This window comes from Paraherbaspirillum soli (assembly GCF_042654985.1).
Classification (GTDB): Bacteria; Pseudomonadota; Gammaproteobacteria; order Burkholderiales; family Burkholderiaceae_D; genus Paraherbaspirillum; species Paraherbaspirillum soli.
Genome location: NZ_JBHSMT010000029.1, coordinates 503,631 through 522,555, shown reverse-complemented (window position 1 = coordinate 522,555; position 18,925 = coordinate 503,631). Strand labels below are relative to the sequence as shown.

The 18,925-nt window shown below is 57.1% G+C and carries 17 protein-coding genes and 1 rRNA gene; 11 read left to right on the top strand and 7 right to left on the bottom strand.

Annotated elements, in window-relative coordinates:
* Nucleotides 1-223 precede the first annotated feature (223 nt).
* The 5 genes from rrf (at nt 224) to ACFPM8_RS19995 (ending at nt 3,860) form a co-directional block, all read left to right on the top strand.
* Nucleotides 224-336, top strand: a 5S ribosomal RNA gene (rrf, locus tag ACFPM8_RS20015).
* A gap of 344 nt (nt 337-680) precedes the next feature.
* Nucleotides 681-1,259: a Holliday junction branch migration protein RuvA gene (gene ruvA / locus ACFPM8_RS20010; RefSeq protein WP_379000236.1), complete on the top strand. Its 579-nt coding sequence runs from the start codon at nt 681-683 to the stop codon at nt 1,257-1,259.
* A gap of 111 nt (nt 1,260-1,370) precedes the next feature.
* Nucleotides 1,371-2,429, top strand: coding sequence for a Holliday junction branch migration DNA helicase RuvB (gene ruvB / locus ACFPM8_RS20005; protein WP_379000234.1), 1,059 nt, complete (start codon nt 1,371-1,373; stop codon nt 2,427-2,429).
* 43 nt (nt 2,430-2,472) lie between these two features.
* A complete protein-coding gene (locus ACFPM8_RS20000; RefSeq protein WP_379000232.1) occupies nt 2,473-2,946 on the top strand; it encodes a YaiI/YqxD family protein in 474 nt (157 codons plus the stop codon).
* A gap of 71 nt (nt 2,947-3,017) precedes the next feature.
* The gene (locus ACFPM8_RS19995) at nt 3,018-3,860 is read left to right on the top strand and encodes a 2-keto-4-pentenoate hydratase (RefSeq protein ID WP_379000230.1); all 843 of its coding nucleotides are present in this window, start codon (nt 3,018-3,020) and stop codon (nt 3,858-3,860) included.
* Between the two features lie 176 nt (nt 3,861-4,036).
* Here the strand turns inward: ACFPM8_RS19995 and ACFPM8_RS19990 are convergent, their stop codons facing one another.
* Nucleotides 4,037-4,483 carry a DUF2147 domain-containing protein gene (locus ACFPM8_RS19990; protein ID WP_379000228.1) on the bottom strand — a complete coding sequence of 149 codons (447 nt, stop codon included), beginning with the start codon at nt 4,481-4,483 and terminating at the stop codon, nt 4,037-4,039.
* 57 nt (nt 4,484-4,540) lie between these two features.
* A complete protein-coding gene (locus tag ACFPM8_RS19985; protein WP_379000226.1) occupies nt 4,541-7,363 on the bottom strand; it encodes a valine--tRNA ligase in 2,823 nt (940 codons plus the stop codon).
* Nucleotides 7,364-7,819: 456 nt separating this feature from the next.
* On the opposite strand from ACFPM8_RS19985, the gene thiC reads away from it, so the two are divergent.
* The 5 genes from thiC to thiE are packed head-to-tail and all read left to right on the top strand — an operon-like array spanning nt 7,820 to nt 12,236.
* Nucleotides 7,820-9,733 (top strand): phosphomethylpyrimidine synthase ThiC, encoded by a 1,914-nt coding sequence (gene thiC, locus ACFPM8_RS19980; RefSeq protein ID WP_379000224.1) that lies wholly within the window; start codon nt 7,820-7,822, stop codon nt 9,731-9,733.
* A gap of 8 nt (nt 9,734-9,741) precedes the next feature.
* Nucleotides 9,742-9,942 (top strand): sulfur carrier protein ThiS, encoded by a 201-nt coding sequence (gene thiS, locus ACFPM8_RS19975; protein ID WP_379000222.1) that lies wholly within the window; start codon nt 9,742-9,744, stop codon nt 9,940-9,942.
* Between the two features lie 27 nt (nt 9,943-9,969).
* A complete protein-coding gene (locus ACFPM8_RS19970) occupies nt 9,970-10,782 on the top strand; it encodes a thiazole synthase (protein WP_379000219.1) in 813 nt (270 codons plus the stop codon).
* An 11-nt stretch (nt 10,783-10,793) separates the two neighbouring features.
* Entirely contained in the window at nt 10,794-11,591 is a 798-nt protein-coding gene (thiD, locus tag ACFPM8_RS19965) for a bifunctional hydroxymethylpyrimidine kinase/phosphomethylpyrimidine kinase (protein WP_379000217.1), read from the top strand.
* Nucleotides 11,592-11,603: 12 nt separating this feature from the next.
* Nucleotides 11,604-12,236 carry a thiamine phosphate synthase gene (thiE, locus tag ACFPM8_RS19960; RefSeq protein ID WP_379000215.1) on the top strand — a complete coding sequence of 211 codons (633 nt, stop codon included), beginning with the start codon at nt 11,604-11,606 and terminating at the stop codon, nt 12,234-12,236.
* Nucleotides 12,237-12,307: 71 nt separating this feature from the next.
* Here the strand turns inward: thiE and ACFPM8_RS19955 are convergent, their stop codons facing one another.
* The gene (locus tag ACFPM8_RS19955) at nt 12,308-12,796 is read right to left on the bottom strand and encodes a Dps family protein (protein WP_379000213.1); all 489 of its coding nucleotides are present in this window, start codon (nt 12,794-12,796) and stop codon (nt 12,308-12,310) included.
* Between the two features lie 68 nt (nt 12,797-12,864).
* Nucleotides 12,865-14,073, bottom strand: coding sequence for an MFS transporter (locus ACFPM8_RS19950; RefSeq protein WP_379000210.1), 1,209 nt, complete (start codon nt 14,071-14,073; stop codon nt 12,865-12,867).
* A 191-nt stretch (nt 14,074-14,264) separates the two neighbouring features.
* Here ACFPM8_RS19950 and ACFPM8_RS19945 point away from each other — a divergent pair, with 191 nt between their 5' ends.
* Nucleotides 14,265-16,559, top strand: a complete 2,295-nt coding sequence (locus ACFPM8_RS19945; protein WP_379000209.1) for a UvrD-helicase domain-containing protein — start codon at nt 14,265-14,267, stop codon at nt 16,557-16,559.
* Nucleotides 16,560-16,621: 62 nt separating this feature from the next.
* Here ACFPM8_RS19945 and ACFPM8_RS19940 read toward each other — a convergent pair whose 3' ends face one another.
* The 3 genes from ACFPM8_RS19940 to ACFPM8_RS19930 form a co-directional block, all read right to left on the bottom strand.
* The gene (locus tag ACFPM8_RS19940) at nt 16,622-17,404 is read right to left on the bottom strand and encodes a BPSS1780 family membrane protein (RefSeq protein WP_379000207.1); all 783 of its coding nucleotides are present in this window, start codon (nt 17,402-17,404) and stop codon (nt 16,622-16,624) included.
* A gap of 9 nt (nt 17,405-17,413) precedes the next feature.
* Nucleotides 17,414-18,379: a homoserine kinase gene (locus tag ACFPM8_RS19935; RefSeq protein ID WP_379000205.1), complete on the bottom strand. Its 966-nt coding sequence runs from the start codon at nt 18,377-18,379 to the stop codon at nt 17,414-17,416.
* A gap of 110 nt (nt 18,380-18,489) precedes the next feature.
* The gene (locus tag ACFPM8_RS19930; RefSeq protein ID WP_379000203.1) at nt 18,490-18,918 is read right to left on the bottom strand and encodes a DUF2782 domain-containing protein; all 429 of its coding nucleotides are present in this window, start codon (nt 18,916-18,918) and stop codon (nt 18,490-18,492) included.
* Between the last annotated feature and the right edge of the window lie 7 nt (nt 18,919-18,925).

Below are 18,925 nucleotides of genomic sequence, written 5' to 3'. Positions count from 1 at the left end.
TGGAAGCGTAGTAATACGTTAAGCTAACCAGTACTAATTGCCCGTGAGGCTTGTCCCTATAACCTTAGCAGGTTATATGATGAGACTTATTTGTTTGCCAGATAATGTGCATTCATACCCAACCGGACTCACTCACCTGAGTTCGGTATAAAAAATACTTACTTCTTCTAGATTGCGTTGTACGTTGCTCCAATTGGAGAACGCACAGCGGTTACAAGTTATGCCTGATGACCATAGCGAGTTGGTACCACCCCTTCCCATCCCGAACAGGACCGTGAAACGACTTTGCGCCGATGATAGTGCTGCAACCAGTGTGAAAGTAGGTCATCGTCAGGCTTTTATTAGAAAACCCTCCCCGAGCATTCGGGGAGGGTTTTTGCTTTGGGGCTTCGACTTTGCGTTGCAACTTTACACCCCGCCATCGATACTGGCCCCGGCATGCCACCATGATGCATGCCATGTGATCCGGACATGACGCCGCCTGCGCCCTTGCTGCCGGCCTCAGCCGCTCCCCATCCTTCCTGCTTCGCAGTCTTTACCCTGCAGCGCTATTTCAAATAGCTTTGGATTCGTGGAATTGATCATTTCGCCGAATAGTCAATGCCACGTAAAAACAACTACTGTGTTTTTAACCAGTTGTCCTGTATGATTCATGCCATTCTCATTAGGGCTCTATAGCGATGATTGGTCGTCTTTCCGGAATTTTGCTTGAAAAGAATCCGCCACAATTACTGATAGATTGCAACGGCGTCGGCTATGAAATCGGAGTGCCGATGAGTACCTTTTATAATCTTCCGGGGCTCGGTGAAAAGGTGGTGCTATTGACGCACCTTGCAATACGGGAAGATGCGCATGTCCTATACGGATTCGGTACTGCCGATGAGCGTAATGTCTTTAAGCAACTGATCAAGATCAGCGGAGTCGGTGCTCGCACCGCGCTCGCGATACTTTCGGGTATGTCTATCCCTGATCTTGCTCAAGCCGTGACCTTGCAGGAAGCTGGACGACTAACCAAGGTGCCAGGCATCGGGAAGAAGACTGCAGAACGTCTGTTACTCGAACTTAAGGGTAAGTTGGGTGCCGACTTGGGAGCCGTTGGTATCCATCACGTTAGCGATGCTACGGCCGACATTTTGAATGCATTGATTGCGCTCGGGTATTCGGATAAGGAAGCGACGTTGGCGCTCAAGCAATTGCCGGCAGACACCAGCGTTTCAGATGGCATCAAGCTGGCTTTGAAGGCACTTTCCAAGCTGTAAACATGCCGACTCCTGGGCTTGGAGGTTCGCAAGATACCTCGCCCATCCGATGGATCGAGATATTGTTTTCCCTCATATTTTTACGCAAGGCAGTCCGGCTACAATCCGATCATGAGTATTCAAACCGACGATTTCACCGAGCAACGCATTATCGCCGCCACGCCCGCTTCGCCTAACGAAGAGGCAATAGAGCGTGCATTGCGTCCCAAGCAGCTCGACGAATATGTCGGCCAGGAAAAGATTCGCGGCCAACTCGAAATCTTCATTACCGCAGCGCGACAACGCCGTGAAGCGCTCGACCATACCTTGTTGTTCGGTCCCCCTGGGCTCGGAAAAACCACTCTGGCGCACATCATCGCGCGTGAGATGGGAGTCAATCTACGCCAGACGTCAGGGCCGGTTCTGGAGCGCGCCGGCGATCTGGCCGCGTTGCTGACAAACCTCGAAGCGAATGATGTGCTGTTCATTGACGAAATCCATCGCTTATCGCCGGTCGTTGAGGAAATTCTCTATCCGGCGTTAGAGGACTATCAAATAGACATCATGATCGGCGAAGGCCCGGCGGCGCGTTCGGTGCGGCTGGATTTGCAGCCGTTTACGCTGGTTGGTGCAACCACCCGTGCAGGCATGCTGACCAATCCCTTACGTGATCGCTTCGGTATTGTTGCCAGACTGGAGTTTTATACTCCGCAGCAATTGAGCAAAATTGTGACGCGGAGCGCCTCGCTTCTGGGCGCGCCAATTGTTGATGATGGGGCATTTGAGATTGCCAAGCGCAGTCGCGGTACGCCGCGTATCGCCAACCGGCTGCTGCGACGGGTGCGTGATTATGCCGAAGTCAAAGGCAATGGCGAGATTACCAAGGCAATGGCGGATGCCGCGCTGGTCATGCTGGATGTCGATCCGGTCGGTTTCGACATCATGGACAGAAAGCTGTTGGAAGCGGTCCTGTTCAAATTCTCTGGTGGCCCAGTCGGCTTGGACAATCTGGCCGCGGCGATTGGCGAAGAGCGTGAAACGATTGAAGATGTGCTTGAGCCCTATCTGATTCAGCAGGGCTATCTGCAGCGTACCCCGCGCGGCCGCATCGCGACGCCGGCGGCTTATGGTCATTTCGGCGTTACAGCGCCACGCACCGGTCCCAATGGCGAATTATGGGGGCCAAATTAACACGTCATCAACGAGCAATACAGAGCCGCAGCGGGTCGGGCAAATGCAAATTTGGGTCGATGCCGACGCCTGTCCAAACGTGATCAAGGAAATTTTGTTTCGAGTCGCCGACCGCCTGCAAATCACGCTCACCCTGGTCGCCAACAAATTGCTGAGAGTCCCGCCATCGCGCTTTATCAAAGCGATTCAGGTGCCGGCAGGTTTCGACGTCGCCGATCGCGAAATTACCCGCTTGCTACGCGCGGGCGACCTCGTGATTACTGCTGATATTCCATTGGCCGCCGATGTGCTCGAAAAGGGCGCCGATGCGCTTAACCCGCGCGGCGAGTTTTATACCAAAGACAATATTCAACAGCATTTGACGATGCGTAATTTTATGGACGAATTGCGCGGCAGCGGCGTGGAAACCGGCGGCCCAGCGGCTTTCAGTCAAAGCGATCGCCACTTGTTCGCGTCGCAGCTGGACCGGCATTTGCAGAAAAACACAACCGGGATAGCCGTTAAAAGAAGTTCATGATCCAGCGCTTGTGTAAAAATTAAACGTCAAACACAATGCGATAGTCTTCACTAATAGTGTGCAAGTCAACCATGCTTATCTCCACCAAAGCTAATCGGTATGCCAATCAACTTATTGATGCGCGAGCGCATGCCAAATTAATACCGTTGCTGTCGGATGGAGGGGGCTTGTCGGCCAGGGATGGATATGACATCGGCAAGCGCATTCTCGATGCCAGTATCGGTCAAGGTGAGACTCCTATCGGTCGCAAGCTCGGATTTACCAATCGCACCATCTGGTCGAAATATGGCGTAACGCAAGCCATCAATGCCCCCATTTGGGCGCATGTGTTCGACAGCACGGTGCGCTATGCGAAGGATAACCGCGGGATACAGAGCCTGGATGGCGCATCGCAGCCACGGATCGAGCCGGAAGTCGTATTCGGTTTGGGGGCGACACCGGCGCCGGACGCCAGCATCGAAGAGTTGGTCGAGTGTATTGAATGGATGGCGCACGCTTTTGAAATCGTGGTGTGCCCATTTCGCGATTGGAAATTCGAGGCGGTTGATGCGATCGCCGCGTTCGGCTTGCACGGGACATTGATTGTCGGCGAGCCGCATGTATTGTCGTCTGCCACCCGTCGCAATCTTGCCAGCATGCTGGCCAATGCAAGCGTCTCGTTATCATGCTGCACCGAGGATTCAGTCACATTATGCGGCGCAGGTTTTGGCAGCGATGTGCTGGACAGTCCGGTCCATGCACTGTGGCATTTGCACCAGGAACTTAATTCGCAACCGCAGTTTGCGCCGCTGCAAGCGGGCGAGATTATTACGACCGGGACCTGGACCGATGCCTATCCGGTTCAAGCAGGTCAAACCTGGGTGACCGCTTTTTCCGGGATTGCGTTGCCGGGACTTACCGTGTCCTTCGTTTAAGGCTAGTTCTAGACCCCTAGCCCGCAAGTTAATCCTGGCTGGGAAGTCACAGCGAAAGCCGCCAACCATACCAAAAAAAATGCCGTTCAGACTTCAAGCTGAACGGCATTTTTGTTTTACTACCGAGTTTTTCCGTCAGTAGATTTTCCTGGTACTGGATCGACGTCGAAAACGAATTACTCTTCGCGTATCCAGGTCTGGGTACGGCCCAGCAGCGGTACGCCAATATATCCGCGCACATTCAATTTCTTGCCATTATCGGTAAGCGACATTTTGCTCTGATAAAACTTGCCGTTATCCGGGTCGAGGATTTGACCGCCCTTGTATTCATCGCCATCCTGCTTCATCCCGGACAGGATCGTCATGCCGATGATAGGTTGGTCCTTCAATGCACCTTCGCATTTGACGCATTTCGGATTTTGCTCTTCGCCAGGCTCTCGCAGCAGTTTTTCAACCTTGCCTTTCATTTCTCCATTCGATTCGCTGATGCGGATAAATGCCTTCGGTTTTCCGCTGTGGTCATCAATGGTTTTCCATAGACCGACCGGCGAGGTTTGCTGTGCAAATGCGCTAGCAGCCAATAAGGCGCTGCCGGCAATTGCAGTAATTAAAAGTTTCTTCATGCTGTCCCCTGTATTTGTTGCGCGTGAAGCCACGCGCAACATTTTTTTAGTAAAAAATCAAAGCACTTTTAATTTTGCAAACTGTTCGCGTAATTTGTCGAGGGTGCTCGAAAAATTGGCAAGTCGTTCCTGCTCTTGCGCCACGACCTGCGCCGGTGCGCGTGCGACGAAACTTTCGTTGCCGAGCTTTGCCTGCGCCTTGATGATTTCTCCTTCCAGCCGGCTGATTTCCTTGCCCAGTCGTTCGCGTTCAGCTGCAACATCTATTTCTACTTTGAGCAGGAGCTTAGCATCGCCAACGATCGATACCGGCGCCGGCGATTCGGGTAGAGACTCTACTACTTGCACTTCCGCCAATTTTGCCAATGCCTGCAGATACGGCGCGAACGATTGCAGCATTGTTTGCTGCGCCGCAGTGTCGGCAATAATCAGCGGTACGCGCAAGGCCGGCGACAATTGCATTTCACCGCGCAGGTTGCGGCAGGCATCCGTCAGCGACTTCAATTGCGTCATCCAGGCTTCTGCCTTTTCGTCGATCTTGTCCGCTCTCGGCTCCGGATACGGCTGGCGCATGATCGAGTCGCCGGCGGGGTCGAGTGCATGTCCGGTCAGCGGCGCCACGCTTTGCCACAATGCTTCGGTAACGAATGGAATGATCGGATGCGCCAGACGCAACACCGTTTCCAGTACGCGCAGCAGGGTGCGGCGAGTGGCGCGTTGTTGTGCTTCGCTGCCTTGCTGGATTTGTACCTTGGCGACTTCCAGATACCAGTCGCAATATTCATCCCAGACGAATTTATAAATCGCCGATGCGATGTTGTCGAAGCGATAGTCGGCGAAGCCTTTGGCGACTTCGGCTTCGGTGCGCTGCAATTGCGAAACGATCCAGCGGTCGGCTTGTGAAAAATCCAGGTTTTCCTTGTCGCAAACGCCGGCAGCATGACCGTCGAAACCGCAATCCTTGCCCTCGGTGTTCATCAACACAAAGCGGGTCGCGTTCCACAATTTGTTGCAGAAATTGCGATAGCCCTCGCAGCGGTTCAGGTCGAAATTGATGTTGCGGCCGAGCGTTGCCAGCGAGGCGAATGTGAAGCGCAGCGCATCCGTGCCAAAGGCCGGGATGCCGTCCGCAAATTCCTTGCGAGTCGCTTTGGCGATGCTCTCGGCCTGCTTCGGATTCATCAATCCGACGGTGCGTTTTGCCACCAGCGCGTCGAGATCGATGCCGTCGATCAGGTCGATCGGATCGAGCGTATTGCCCTTCGACTTAGACATTTTCTGGCCATTGCCATCGCGTACCAGGCCATGCACATACACGGTATTGAACGGCACCTTGCCGGTGAAGTGGGTGGTCATCATCACCATCCGCGCCACCCAGAAAAAGATGATGTCAAAGCCGGTGACCAGCACCGACGATGGCAGGAACATCTTGTAATCCGGCGTTTCTTCCGGCCAGCCCAAGGTCGAGAACGGCACCAGTGCGGATGAGAACCAGGTGTCGAGCACGTCGTCGTCACGCTTGACCGCTTTGCCGCCGGCCTTGGCCTTGGCTTCTTCCTCGTTGCGGGCGACGTAGATCTGGCCGTCGTCGTCATACCAGGCCGGGATCTGATGGCCCCACCACAATTGACGCGAAATGCACCAGTCCTGGATGTTGTTGAGCCACTGGTTGTAGGTGTTGCTCCAGTTCTCGGGAATCATCTTGATTTCGCCGTTGGCGACTTTTTCCAAAGCCACCTCGGCAATCGACTTGCCCGGGAAGTGGGTGCCTTCCGGCGCCGGCTTGCTCATCGCCACAAACCATTGATCGGTCAGCATCGGTTCGATCACGACGCCAGTACGATCGCCGCGTGGGACCACCAATTTGTGCGGCTTGACCGACTCCAGCAAGCCTTGCGCATCGAGGTCGGCGACGATTTGCTTGCGGGCCGCGAAACGGTCCATGCCCTGATATTGGGCCGGTGCGTTCTCATTGATTTTGGCGTCCAGCGTCAGCACGGTGATTTGCGCCAGCTGGTGCCGCTGGCCGACCGCATAGTCGTTGAAGTCGTGCGCGGGCGTGATCTTCACGCAGCCGGTGCCGAATTCCTTGTCGACATAGCTGTCCGCGATGACCGGGATTTCGCGGTCGCACAACGGCAGCTTGAGCATCTTGCCGACCAGGTGGATATAACGCTCATCGGTGGGATCGACTGCTACCGCAACGTCGCCCAGCATGGTTTCAGGGCGGGTGGTGGCGACCGTCAAATGACCGCTGCCGTCGGCAAACGGATAGTGGATGTGCCACATCGAGCCATCTTCTTCTTCCGATGCAACCTCGAGGTCGGACACCGCGGTGCCCAATACCGGATCCCAGTTGACCAGGCGCTTGCCGCGATAGATCAGGCCCTGTTCATACAGCCGTACAAACACTTCCGTGACCGTGCCCGACAGCTTGTCGTCCATCGTGAAATATTCACGGCTCCAGTCGGTCGATGCCCCCAGCCGGCGCATTTGACCGGTAATGGTGGAGCCGGATTGCTCCTTCCATTCCCAGACTTTCTCGATGAATTTTTCACGGCCCAGATCGTGCCGCGAAACCTTCTGCGCATCGAGTTGGCGCTCGACCACGATCTGGGTCGCAATGCCCGCGTGGTCGGTGCCAGGAATCCAGGCCGTATTGAAGCCACGCATGCGGTGATAGCGCGTCAGGCCGTCCATGATGGTCTGGTTGAACGCGTGCCCCATATGCAAGGTGCCGGTCACATTCGGCGGCGGCAGCTGGATGCTGAAAGACGGTTTGTCGGCATCGGTGGTGGCGGTGTAATACCCGCGCTTTTCCCACTCGGAGCGCCAGAATTGTTCAATGTCGGCAGGGTCGAAAGACTTGGCTAATTCCATGATTTGGTAGTGTTTTTTTCTAAAGCGATGATTATAAAGTACGCGGCCATTTGCTCCTCTTTAGTGAGCACATATTTTGGCGCGAGGGCGCATGCTGCGCTGGTGTTTGCCAGTAGTTTGAGTCGGGCTTTCCTATGGGAAATGAGAAATGCGAGATCCTTCGCGTAGATATATCGCAAGCCGGAATCGGATGTTAGAATCGCTACCGCTGTCCCGGGATTCACACGGGCCAGCACAACGCTAGGGGTCCTGGTTGCTGAAGTGCCAATGTTCATTCATGTTCATTGATGCCGGTAATCGGGTGAGAAATACCCTCGAACCTGATCTGGGTAATGCCAGCGAAGGGAAGCTATTGAGAACGTTGCCGGCCGACCTACCGTACTACCGCGCCGCATTGCACCTCGAAAACTCCTTTGCTGGCTCCAAGCCAAATGCAGTACACGCAAAGGAGCCAAAATGAACGCAAACCAAAAATTTCTATCAGCCACAGCCACGGTGGATGAAGCCGCCATTCATCCGTTACCGAATTCACGCAAGGTTTACGTCACCGGATCGCGCCCGGATATTCGCGTGCCGATGCGTCAAATCAGCCAATCCGATACGCCCGCTTCGTTCGGCGCCGAAAAAAATCCACCGATCTATGTCTACGACACCTCCGGTCCTTACACCGATCCCGAGGTCAAGATCGACATTCGGTCCGGCCTAGCGACACCGCGCCTGCCGTGGATTCAGGAACGCGACGATACCGAAGAATTGCCCGGCCCAAGCTCGGCCTACGGCATCGAACGCCTGAACGATCCGAAGCTGGCCGAATTGCGCTTCAACCTGCATCGCAAGCCGCGCCGCGCCAAAGCTGGCAAGAATGTCTCGCAAATGCATTATGCGCGGCAAGGCATCATCACGCCGGAAATGGAGTTCGTTGCAATCCGCGAAAACATGCGCCGCAAGGAATATCTGGAAGAGCTGAAAGCATCGGGTCCGATGGGCAACAAGCTGGCCGATTTGATGGGGCGTCAGCATCCGGGCCAATCGTTCGGCGCCTCGCTGCCGGCCGAAATCACGCCGGAGTTCGTGCGCGACGAAGTCGCCCGCGGCCGCGCCATTATTCCCGCCAACATCAATCATCCGGAAGTCGAGCCGATGATCATCGGCCGCAATTTCCTGGTCAAGATCAACGCCAACATCGGCAACTCCGCAGTGACCTCGTCGATCGGCGAAGAAGTCGAAAAAATGACCTGGGCGATTCGCTGGGGCGGTGACAACGTGATGGATCTGTCGACCGGCAAGCACATTCACGAAACCCGCGAATGGATCATCCGCAATTCGCCGGTGCCGATCGGCACCGTGCCGATTTATCAGGCGCTGGAGAAGGTCAACGGCAAGGCCGAAGACCTGACCTGGGAAATCTTCCGCGACACCTTGATCGAGCAAGCCGAGCAAGGCGTCGACTATTTCACCATCCATGCCGGCGTGCGTTTGCAATACGTGCCGCTGACCGCCAAACGGATGACCGGGATCGTCAGCCGCGGCGGTTCGATCATGGCCAAATGGTGCCTGGCGCATCATCGCGAGTCTTTCCTGTACGACCACTTCGAAGACATTTGCGAAATCATGAAAGCCTATGACGTCAGCTTCAGCCTCGGCGATGGCTTGCGTCCCGGTTCGATCTACGATGCCAACGACGAGGCGCAGCTGGGCGAGTTGAAGACCCTGGGCGAATTGACCCAGATCGCCTGGAAGCACGATGTGCAAGTCATGATCGAAGGACCAGGTCACGTGCCGATGCACCTGATCAAGGAAAACATGGACCTGCAACTGGAGCAGTGCCACGAAGCGCCGTTCTACACGCTGGGACCGTTGACCACCGACATCGCACCCGGCTACGACCACATCACCTCCGGCATCGGCGCCGCGCAAATCGGCTGGTACGGCACCGCGATGCTCTGCTACGTGACGCCGAAAGAGCATCTGGGCCTGCCCAACAAAGTCGACGTCAAGGACGGCATCATCACTTACAAGATTGCCGCGCATGCCGCCGACTTGGCGAAGGGTCATCCGGGAGCGCAGATTCGCGACAATGCATTATCGAAAGCGCGTTTCGAGTTCCGCTGGGAAGACCAGTTCAACATCGGTCTGGACCCGGACAAGGCGCGTGAATTCCACGATGAAACCCTGCCCAAGGATTCGGCCAAGGTGGCGCATTTCTGCTCGATGTGCGGGCCGCATTTCTGCTCGATGAAGATTACCCAGGAAGTGCGCGAATACGCCGCGGCGCAGGGTATCTCCGAGGTGGCGGCATTGAAGCAGGGGATGGCGGTGAAGGCGGTCGAGTTCGTTAGAAACGGCGCGGAAATCTATAGCAAGCAGTGAGGGCGAGGATGGAAATCGAACTTAACGGCGCGCCGCATCGACTAGCCGACGGCCAGAATTTGCAGCAGCTGGTCGCTGCGCTGGAGTTGTCCGGCAAGGCGATTGCCGTGGCCGTCAATCGGCAGGTGGTGCCCAGTCATTTATGGGGGCTGCATGCGCTGCAAGCGCAAGACAAGGTGGACATAGTACGCGCGATAGGTGGCGGCTGAATTCACCTTACACAGAAAGGATTTGCAATGGATCTGATCGATTCCCCTGCAGAGGGATTACAAGAGCCGGGCCTGACCATCGCCGGCAAGACATATCGGTCGCGGCTGCTGGTCGGCAGCGGCAAGTATCGCGACCTGGAGCAAACGCGGGCGGCGACCGAAGCCAGCGGGGCCGAGATCATCACGGTCGCGATTCGGCGCGTCAACATCGGGCAGGATCCGAATGCGCCGAACTTGCTGGACGTGGTGCCGCCATCGCGCTACACCATCCTGCCCAATACGGCCGGCTGCTATACCGCGGCCGATGCGGTCTATACGCTGCAACTTGGGCGCGAACTGCTGAACGGCCACAAGCTGGCCAAGCTGGAAGTGCTGGGCGACGAAAAGACTTTGTTCCCCAACATGCCGGAGACGCTGAAGGCGGCCGAGATCCTGGTCAAAGACGGCTTCGACGTCATGGTGTATTGCAGCGACGATCCGATCCAGGCCCGGATTCTGGAAGAAATCGGCTGCGTCGCAGTGATGCCTCTGGCTTCCCTGATCGGCTCCGGCATGGGTATCTTGAATCCGTGGAATTTGTCGCTGATCATCGAGCAAGCCAAGGTGCCGGTGCTGGTCGACGCCGGGGTCGGCACCGCATCGGATGCGGCAATCGCGATGGAGCTGGGCTGCGACGGCGTGCTGATGAATACCGCGATTGCCGGTGCGCAGGATCCGATCCGGATGGCACGGGCGATGCGGCTGGCGATTGAAGCGGGGCGCGAAGCTTACCTGGCCGGCCGGATTCCGAAACACTTTGCCGCTTCGCCATCGTCACCGATGGCGGGCCGCGTCAAGTGAGCGGCGCGGCAGTGACACCGCCGAGCGTGCTGGTGTTTTCCGGCACCGACCCCAGCGGCGGCGCCGGCATGCAAGCCGACATCACCGCGATTGCGGCGCTTGGGGCGCATCCGATGCCGGTGGTGACGGTGCTGACGGTGCAGGATAACGAGCGCGTGTTCGGGGTGTTTCCGGTCGCCGCCGAACTGGTACGGCAGCAGGCGCAGGTCTTGGTCGACCGGATCGGGATCGCCGCGGTCAAGCTGGGGATAGTCGGCAATCGCGCCAATGCGGAAGCGATTGCCGCGATCATCCGCGGCCTGCGCTCGCGCCAACCGGACTTGCCGGTTGTGTTCGACCCGGTGCTGGCGGCTGGACATGGCGATGCTTTGGCTAGCGAGGATGCGGTCGAGGCGATCGCACCGTTGTTCGAGCTGGCCACCGTGATTACGCCCAACCGGATCGAAGCCGACCGCCTGTGCGGCGCCGACCATAGCCCGGAGCGGCAAGCGGAGATCTTGCTTGAACGCGGTTGTCAGCATGTGCTGTTGAAGGGCGGTCACGGACCGGAGCAACATGAAGTGCTGAATCGCTGGGTAAGCAAGAATCGAAAACGGCGCTGGAGCTGGCCGCGCTTGCCGGGTGAATTTCATGGCAGCGGCTGTACGCTGGCCGCTGCGCTTGCCGCATTGCTGGCGCGCGGTTTCGACATGGAGCAGGCAATCGGCGCGGCGCAGGCCTATTGTCAGCAAACCTTGACTTCGTCCTACGCGATCGCGCCCGGGCAGCGGATTCCGCGGCGCATACTGCCGTTCATGAAAAACAGTTAAATGGAGCACCCGATGAAAGGTCTGTACATCGTCACGCCCGATTGGGATGACACCGACAAGTTGTTGGCAGTGACCGAACAGGCATTGCAGGGCGGGGCGGCGCTGGTGCAGTATCGGCACAAGAGCGCCGACGCGGCTTTGCGGCAGCGGCAGGCGGAAGCGTTGCTGGCCTTGTGCCGTCGTTATCAACGGCCGCTGATCATCAACGATTTTGTCGAGCTGTGCCTGGCGCTGGACGCCGACGGGATTCATGTCGGTGGTACCGACGCCAGCGTGGCCCAGGTGCGCGCCAAGGTCGGACCGGGCAAGATTGTCGGCGCTTCCTGCTATGGCGATTTGGCGCTGGCCCACGATGCCCATCGTGCCGGCGCCAGTTATATCGCGTTCGGCGGGTTTTATCCGTCGCGGGTCAAGAAATATCCGGTGACGACGCCGCCGGACATCATTACCAAGGCCAAAGCCGGGATTCCGTTGCCGAGTGTCGTGATTGGCGGCATGACGCAGGAAAATGCGGTGCCGCTGGTTGCGGCGGGGGCGGATATGGTGGCGGCGATCAGCAGCGTTTATTTAGCGGATGATCCGACAGCTGCAGCGCGAGGCTTTGTCGATCTGTTTACGAAAAAGAAGGGGAGCGCATGGTGGTGAGGGCAAAACTATAGCTGTCACCGTCATCAGGAAGAAACAGCGGGACCATTGCCCGCTGCTTCATCCGATCATCAGCCTTCCAGCAAGCTGCGCAGCATCCACGCATTTTTTTCATGCAGCTGCATGCGTTGCGTCAGCAAGTCGGCGGTCGGCGCATCGTCAGCCGCATCGACTACCGGGAAGATCGAGCGCGCAGTGCGCGTGACGGCTTCCTGACCTGCCACCAGTTGCTGAATCATCTCGGTGGCGGTCGGCACGCCTTCTTCTTCGGTGATCGAAGTCAGCTTGGCAAGTGCTTTATACGTTCCCGGCGCCGGATAGCCGAGAGCGCGAATCCGTTCCGCGACCAGGTCCACGGCCAGCCACAGTTCGTTGTACTGAGCTTCGAACATCAGGTGCAATGTGTTGAACATCGGGCCGGTGACGTTCCAGTGAAAATTATGGGTTTTCAGATACAAGGTATAGGTATCTGCCAACAGCTTGCTGAGGCCGTCGGCGATTTTCTTGCGATCTTTATCGTTGATGCCAATGTCGATTGCGGTGACGTTTTTCTTTGCCATTGTGCTGCTCCTTCTTGTTGGTAGGTGAATGAGAGACTTGCATTCCGGATTCTATGTTAATTCCTTGATCAGGAGAAATGTCGCGCCCGTCGATACAGCATGCCTGTCAAGCCGACCGCCGCCAGCGCGGCGATTGCAGCAAACAGGAATACTTCGGCATAGCCGAATCGACTGACAATCAGGCCGGCCACGGGACCGGTAATGCCGAGCGACAGATCCAGAAATAACGAATAAGCCCCCAACGCGCTGCCTCGGTTATGCGCCGGCAGCAGATTCACCGCTTCCACCCCGAGCGCCGGAAACACCAGCGCGAAACCGATTCCGGTCAATCCGGCGCCGGCCAGTGCAAAAGCCGGTGCGCCGGCTTGCCATAACAGCAGCAAACCAAGCGCCTCCACCAGGAAGCAAATGATCGCTACCCGAAAGCCACCAAAACGGCCGATGGTTTGTGCCAGCAGGAGCCGCGTGCCGATGAAAGAAGTCCCGAACAAAGTCAGTGAATAGGCCGCGTTCGACCAATGCTGACTGGCATAGAACAACGTAATAAAGGTGGCGATCGAGCCGAAACCGATCGAGCCCAACGCCAGTCCCATGCCGTGCGGCAGAACCCTGCGCAGCACAAAGCGAAACGGCAAATGCTCGCCGTGCACCACTGGCGTGGCCGGCTTCCTGCGGGCCAGCAAAAAGCCGATCAGCGATAAGCCCGCGACCGTCAAGCCGACCGCCGACAAACCCCATGCATGAGCGATCGTCACGCCCAGCGGGGCGCCTATCGCCAGCGCGCTGTAGGTAGCGATACCATTCCAGGAAATCATGCGCGCGGTATGCGTCGCGCCGACCTGGCCTATGCCCCAGGTAATGGCGCCGGTGCCGACCATGCTCTCCGCACAACCGAGCACCAGCCGGCCGACCAGCAGGACGCTCAGACTGAGCCACGGAATATGCACAAACCACGCCGTCGCCAGCAAAAAAATGCCGCTGACGCTAGCGCCGAACAGCCCGTACAGCACCGCCGTCTTGGGACCGATAGCATCGGCCATGCGTCCGGCCAGCGGACGGCTCAGGAAAGTCGCTAGATATTGGGCGCTGATCGCGAGTCCGGCCAGCACCGAGCTGTAACCCAGGTCGAGATGCACATAGCCGGGCAGGACCGCCAGCGGAATGCCGATTGCCAGGTAACCGATAAACGTAAAGAAAACGGTGGAAATGATGCGAAACGACACTGCGGCCTGTGATCCGGGCGTGCTGGCGGGATCGAGACGGACTTCTTCAGACATGGATGACAACTTAGGTGATTTTGTGACGAGGGCGCGCAGCAGCGGATGCCGTTTGCCTATGCATGATGCAGCGCAAGATTTTACTCTTGATGTCGCCTGATTGCTTGCATTCGCAGTGACGGGAGGACGGCGTTCATGCGGTCGCGCGCGATCCGCTCATCACCGACAGCTGCGCAGCTTATAATGCGGGGATGCAAAATCTCCTTCATAACCTCAATCAGGAACAACTCGCGGCGGTAACCTTGCCTGCGCAATCGGCTCTCATTCTGGCGGGTGCCGGCTCCGGCAAGACGCGGGTGTTGACCACCCGCATCGCCTGGCTGATTCAGACCGGGCAGGTATCGCCGGCCGGCGTGCTGGCGGTCACCTTTACCAACAAGGCATCCAAGGAAATGATGACGCGCTTGTCGGCGATGCTGCCGATCAATACGCGCGGCATGTGGATCGGGACCTTCCACGGTTTGTGTAATCGCCTGTTGCGCGCACATTACCGCGATGCCGGTTTGCCGCAAACGTTCCAGATCCTGGATTCGCAAGATCAGTTGTCGGCGATCAAGCGGCTGTTGAAGTCGCTCAATGTCGATGACGAAAAATATCCGCCGCGTAATTTGATGTATTTCATCAATGGCGCCAAGGACCAGGGCTTGCGCGCCAATGAAGTCGAGGCCAACGACGATTACAACCGCAAATTTGTCGAGTTGTACGATTTGTACGATCAGCAGTGCCAGCGTGAAGGCGTGGTCGATTTTGCCGAATTGCTGCTGCGCACTTATGAACTGCTGAGCCGCAACCAGCCGTTGCGGGAACACTATCAGGCGCGCTTCCAGCACATCCTGGTCGACGAGTTTCAAGATACCAACGATCTGCAATACAAGTGGCTCAAACTGATGGCCGGCCAGCGCGGTGCGGTGTTTGCGGTGGGCGACGACGATCAGAGCATTTACGCATTTCGTGGCGCCAATGTCGGCAACATGTCGGCCTTCGAACATGAATTCCGGGTCGAGAATCTGATCAAGCTGGAGCAGAACTATCGCTCGCACGGCCATATTCTCGATAGCGCCAATACGTTGATTGCCAACAACAGCAAACGTCTCGGCAAAAATCTGCGGACCGATGCCGGCCATGGCGAGCCGGTGCGGATTTACGAGGCGACCAGCGACCTGCAAGAGGCGCAGTGGATTATCGAAGAAGCCAAGAGCCTGATCAACGAAGGCGCGACGCGCAGCGAAATCGCCGTGCTGTATCGCTCCAATGCGCAATCGCGGGTGATCGAGCATGCGTTGTTTTCGGCCGGGATCCCGTACCGGGTTTACGGCGGTCAGCGCTATTTCGAGCGGGCCGAGGTGAAGCACGCGATTGCCTATTTGCAGCTGATGGACAATCCGCACAATGATTCGGCATTTTTGCGCGTGGTGAATTTCCCGACGCGCGGCATCGGTGCGCGGGCGCTGGAACAATTGCAGGACGCTGCCCGTCAATACGGTATTTCGCTGTACGCCGCAGTGCCGTATGTGGCCGGCAAGGCGGGCGCGACGTTGGGCGCATTCCTGAAATTGATCGAAGGCGGCCGCTTCGAAACGCAGCATTTGCCATTGCCGGAAATGGTGCAGATCGTGCTGGAGATGAGCGGCTTGATCCAGCATTATCGGAATGAAAAAGAAGGCGCCGATCGGATCGAGAATCTGGAGCAACTGGTGAATGCCGCGACCTTGTTTGTGTCGGAGGAGGGCTTCGGCGCCGACGCCCCGGCGCTGCTCGGTCCCAAGGCGCAGGCGGTCGCCGGTGCGGCCATCACGACCGCCGAAGGCATCGAAATATTCGATGCCGATGCACCGTTAGCTACGCTGATGTCGCCGCTGTCGGCGTTTCTGTCGCATGCGTCGCTGGAGGCAGGCGACAATCAGGCCCAGGCCGGACAAGATGCGTTGCAACTGATGACGGTGCACTCGGCCAAGGGCTTGGAATTCGATGCGGTGTTTATTACCGGCCTGGAAGAAGGCTTGTTCCCGCATGAGAATTCGCAGAAAGAAAATGCCGGCGTCGAAGAAGAGCGGCGACTGATGTATGTCGCCATCACGCGTGCCAAACAGCGGCTGTACATGAGCTTTTCGCAAACCCGGATGTTGCATGGACAGACCCGCTACAACACGCGGTCGCGCTTTTTCGACGAACTGCCGGAGGACGCGCTCAAGTGGTTGTCGCCGAAGGTGCAGCCGCATTCCTGGTTCGGCAATCAGAAGTCGGCATGGGATGATGCACCTGAAAAAGGCGTCAATACCATCGCCAAGAATTTCAGCAGAAAAGATATCGGCTGGCGCATCGGTGAAAACGTTTCACATCAAAAATTCGGCGAAGGCGTGATCGTCAACATCGAAGGCAGCGGCGGCAATGCCCGGGCGCACATCAACTTCGGCAAACATGGAATGAAGCTGCTGGACTTGAGCGTGGCGAAGCTGGAGAAGGTGGCGCCGGCCTTGCGCGGCTAGGTGTCGGAGGTGGGCAATCCATTCCGCTGTATAGTGCGCAGCGGGATGGACGGTGCTTTCAGTTAATCCGGGGAATCCGGCAAATCGGCCTCAGGCTTGCCAAATACGTGCGTGTAAGTAGGGTAAAACGAGCAGTACATGACTGCCGACAGCACGATCGTCAGTGGCATCAGCACCATGATGGCGACAGATATATTGCCTGCTAGCAGCAATATCAGCGCGCCGAAGAATGCCGGCAGCAAAAACCCGATGACAACCCATGCCAGTCCATACACCGTGAACGCCCTCATTTCACGCAGCACGGCGAAGAAGCTGTAAAAAATCGCTTTCAACACGCCCATTTTTTGCCAGGCGATCAACGGCGCCGCGTACCAGAACGCCATTGCTGCAGGTGTGTATACCGCCGCGGCAAAAAGCATGGCCAACAGCGCCAGGTTGGCGTCTTGGACATCCTTTGGCTCCGGCGTGTGACCGGTCATGGCCATCCAGAACACCCCGCCATCGATCAATGCCGAGGCGCCGACGGCAGCGATCGCGGCCAGCGGATACAAGCAGCCGAGCAGCATCAATTTTTTCAGCGCCGGCGACTGGAAGCCGACCAACAACAAATTGGGATAAATGCGTTTTCCCTGCTCGATATTGATGCAGGCTTGCATGAAGACGATCGCAAACACCGGCACCAAAATCAACAGCAGTAATTGCCCCAGCAGCGGGATGATGTTGAGCGCCGCCATCAGGAAGGAATAACCCAGGAACAGTGTGGATATCTCAGCCGGTTGCTTGCGGAACAGCGCAAACCCTTCCTTGATCCACACCCATCCGGTTTTTGCAGGCAGTTTATCCATGGTTTCAGGTCACTCAGCTTGATACAGGGCCGGAGCCGGATGTGCCACGCGCTGTCGCAAAATCCGTTCGAAATGGGTCGGATCGTGCGGCGTCAGTATTTCTGCGGCGCGCGGCAAATAAAAATCGTACAAGCGCGATAACCAGAAACGCAATGCGCTGGCGCGCAGCATAGGTTGCCAGGCAATTTGTTCTGCCGCGCTGAACGGCCGTACTGCGTGGTAAGCATCGAGCATCGCACGCACTCTCGGCATGTCGAGTACGCCGCTGTCGAGGTCAATGCACCAATCGTTGACGGTGACCGCCAAGTCGAACAGCCAGGTGTCGCAGCCGGCGAAATAGAAATCGAAAAAGCCGGTTAGCCGGTCGCCGTCAAACATGACATTGTTGCGGAACAGATCTGCATGAACCGGCCCGTGCTGCAACTGGCGATAGGTGTCGGAGCTGGCGAAATTTTCCTGAAATGCCAACTCCGTGCGCAACAGAGCTTGTCCATCTTGCGGCAAATACGGCAGCACTACCGGCGTTGTTTCACGCCACCATGACAGCCCGCGCAAATTTGGCTGGCGGATCGGGAAGTCCTGGGCCGCCACATGCATTTTTGCCAGCATCGCTCCGACTGCCGCGCAATGGATCGGCGCCGGCGCCGGCTGCCATTCACCGTCCAGTTTGGTCACGATGGCTGCCGGTTTGCCATGCAGCGGGTTGATGATTGCGCCTTCCTGATTAGGAATCGGCTCAGGTACCAATACCCCATGCTGAGCCAGGTGGCGCATCAACTCCAGGTAAAACGGCAATTGTTCGAAGCTCAGTTTTTCGAAAATCGTCAGTACGTATTCGCCACGTTCGGTGGTGATGAAAAAGTTACTGTTTTCGATGCCGGACGAGATCCCCTTGATCGCCAATGCCTTGCCTAAGGAAAAGGTGGGAATCCAGCGGGTGAGGTCATCCAGGCTGACTGGAGTAAATACTGCCATGAGAAAAACCAAAAAAACGATGTCGGAATAAATATGCGGCAAACACACGGAGTTTTCCGCATATTGGCCGCATGACTGCCAAGTTTCGGCAGTGGCTTGTATTGTGGCTACTATTTAGCCGGAGTTACGGTGGGCGGCGCTGGCGCTGTGCCTTCCGTTGGTATTTCTTCACCTGGTTTGTGTAGCTTGCGGCCCAGGTCGAATTCCTTGATCTGCCACTGCGCGCCGCGCGCCGGAGCGCTCGGTGTGTCGCCGGGGACCGAGTTGCCGACTTGCTGCGGCTTCAGGTAATACGTGCTGCCGCCAGTTTCTACCTTTACCTCGGTGACGCGGCCTTGCTCGCGCTTCTCGGTGATTTTCGGCTTGGCTTCTCCCGGCTTGCGAGGAGTGGTTGCAGGTGCTACGCCTTCTTCCAGTTTTTCCAGTTCGGGCGGTGGCGGGGCTGCGTTTCCGGCTGCCGGCTGAGCATGTACCAGCAACGGTGTTGCGATAGAAGCAAGGCCTGCCGCGATGAGCTGCCAGACTTTAGATTTGTTCATGGAGTTG

Bases quoted from the DNA above. Each gene is read 5' to 3' on its own strand.
- ruvA (WP_379000236.1), top strand. From the start codon at position 681: ATGATTGGTCGTCTTTCCGGAATTTTGCTTGAAAAGAATCCGCCACAA.
- ruvB (WP_379000234.1), top strand. From the start codon at position 1,371: ATGAGTATTCAAACCGACGATTTCACCGAGCAACGCATTATCGCCGCC.
- ACFPM8_RS20000 (WP_379000232.1), top strand. From the start codon at position 2,473: ATGCAAATTTGGGTCGATGCCGACGCCTGTCCAAACGTGATCAAGGAA.
- ACFPM8_RS19995 (WP_379000230.1), top strand. From the start codon at position 3,018: ATGCTTATCTCCACCAAAGCTAATCGGTATGCCAATCAACTTATTGAT.
- ACFPM8_RS19990 (WP_379000228.1), bottom strand. From the start codon at position 4,483: ATGAAGAAACTTTTAATTACTGCAATTGCCGGCAGCGCCTTATTGGCT.
- ACFPM8_RS19985 (WP_379000226.1), bottom strand. From the start codon at position 7,363: ATGGAATTAGCCAAGTCTTTCGACCCTGCCGACATTGAACAATTCTGG.
- thiC (WP_379000224.1), top strand. From the start codon at position 7,820: ATGAACGCAAACCAAAAATTTCTATCAGCCACAGCCACGGTGGATGAA.
- thiS (WP_379000222.1), top strand. From the start codon at position 9,742: ATGGAAATCGAACTTAACGGCGCGCCGCATCGACTAGCCGACGGCCAG.
- ACFPM8_RS19970 (WP_379000219.1), top strand. From the start codon at position 9,970: ATGGATCTGATCGATTCCCCTGCAGAGGGATTACAAGAGCCGGGCCTG.
- thiE (WP_379000215.1), top strand. From the start codon at position 11,604: ATGAAAGGTCTGTACATCGTCACGCCCGATTGGGATGACACCGACAAG.
- ACFPM8_RS19955 (WP_379000213.1), bottom strand. From the start codon at position 12,796: ATGGCAAAGAAAAACGTCACCGCAATCGACATTGGCATCAACGATAAA.
- ACFPM8_RS19950 (WP_379000210.1), bottom strand. From the start codon at position 14,073: ATGTCTGAAGAAGTCCGTCTCGATCCCGCCAGCACGCCCGGATCACAG.
- ACFPM8_RS19945 (WP_379000209.1), top strand. From the start codon at position 14,265: ATGCAAAATCTCCTTCATAACCTCAATCAGGAACAACTCGCGGCGGTA.
- ACFPM8_RS19940 (WP_379000207.1), bottom strand. From the start codon at position 17,404: ATGGATAAACTGCCTGCAAAAACCGGATGGGTGTGGATCAAGGAAGGG.
- ACFPM8_RS19935 (WP_379000205.1), bottom strand. From the start codon at position 18,379: ATGGCAGTATTTACTCCAGTCAGCCTGGATGACCTCACCCGCTGGATT.
- ACFPM8_RS19930 (WP_379000203.1), bottom strand. From the start codon at position 18,918: ATGAACAAATCTAAAGTCTGGCAGCTCATCGCGGCAGGCCTTGCTTCT.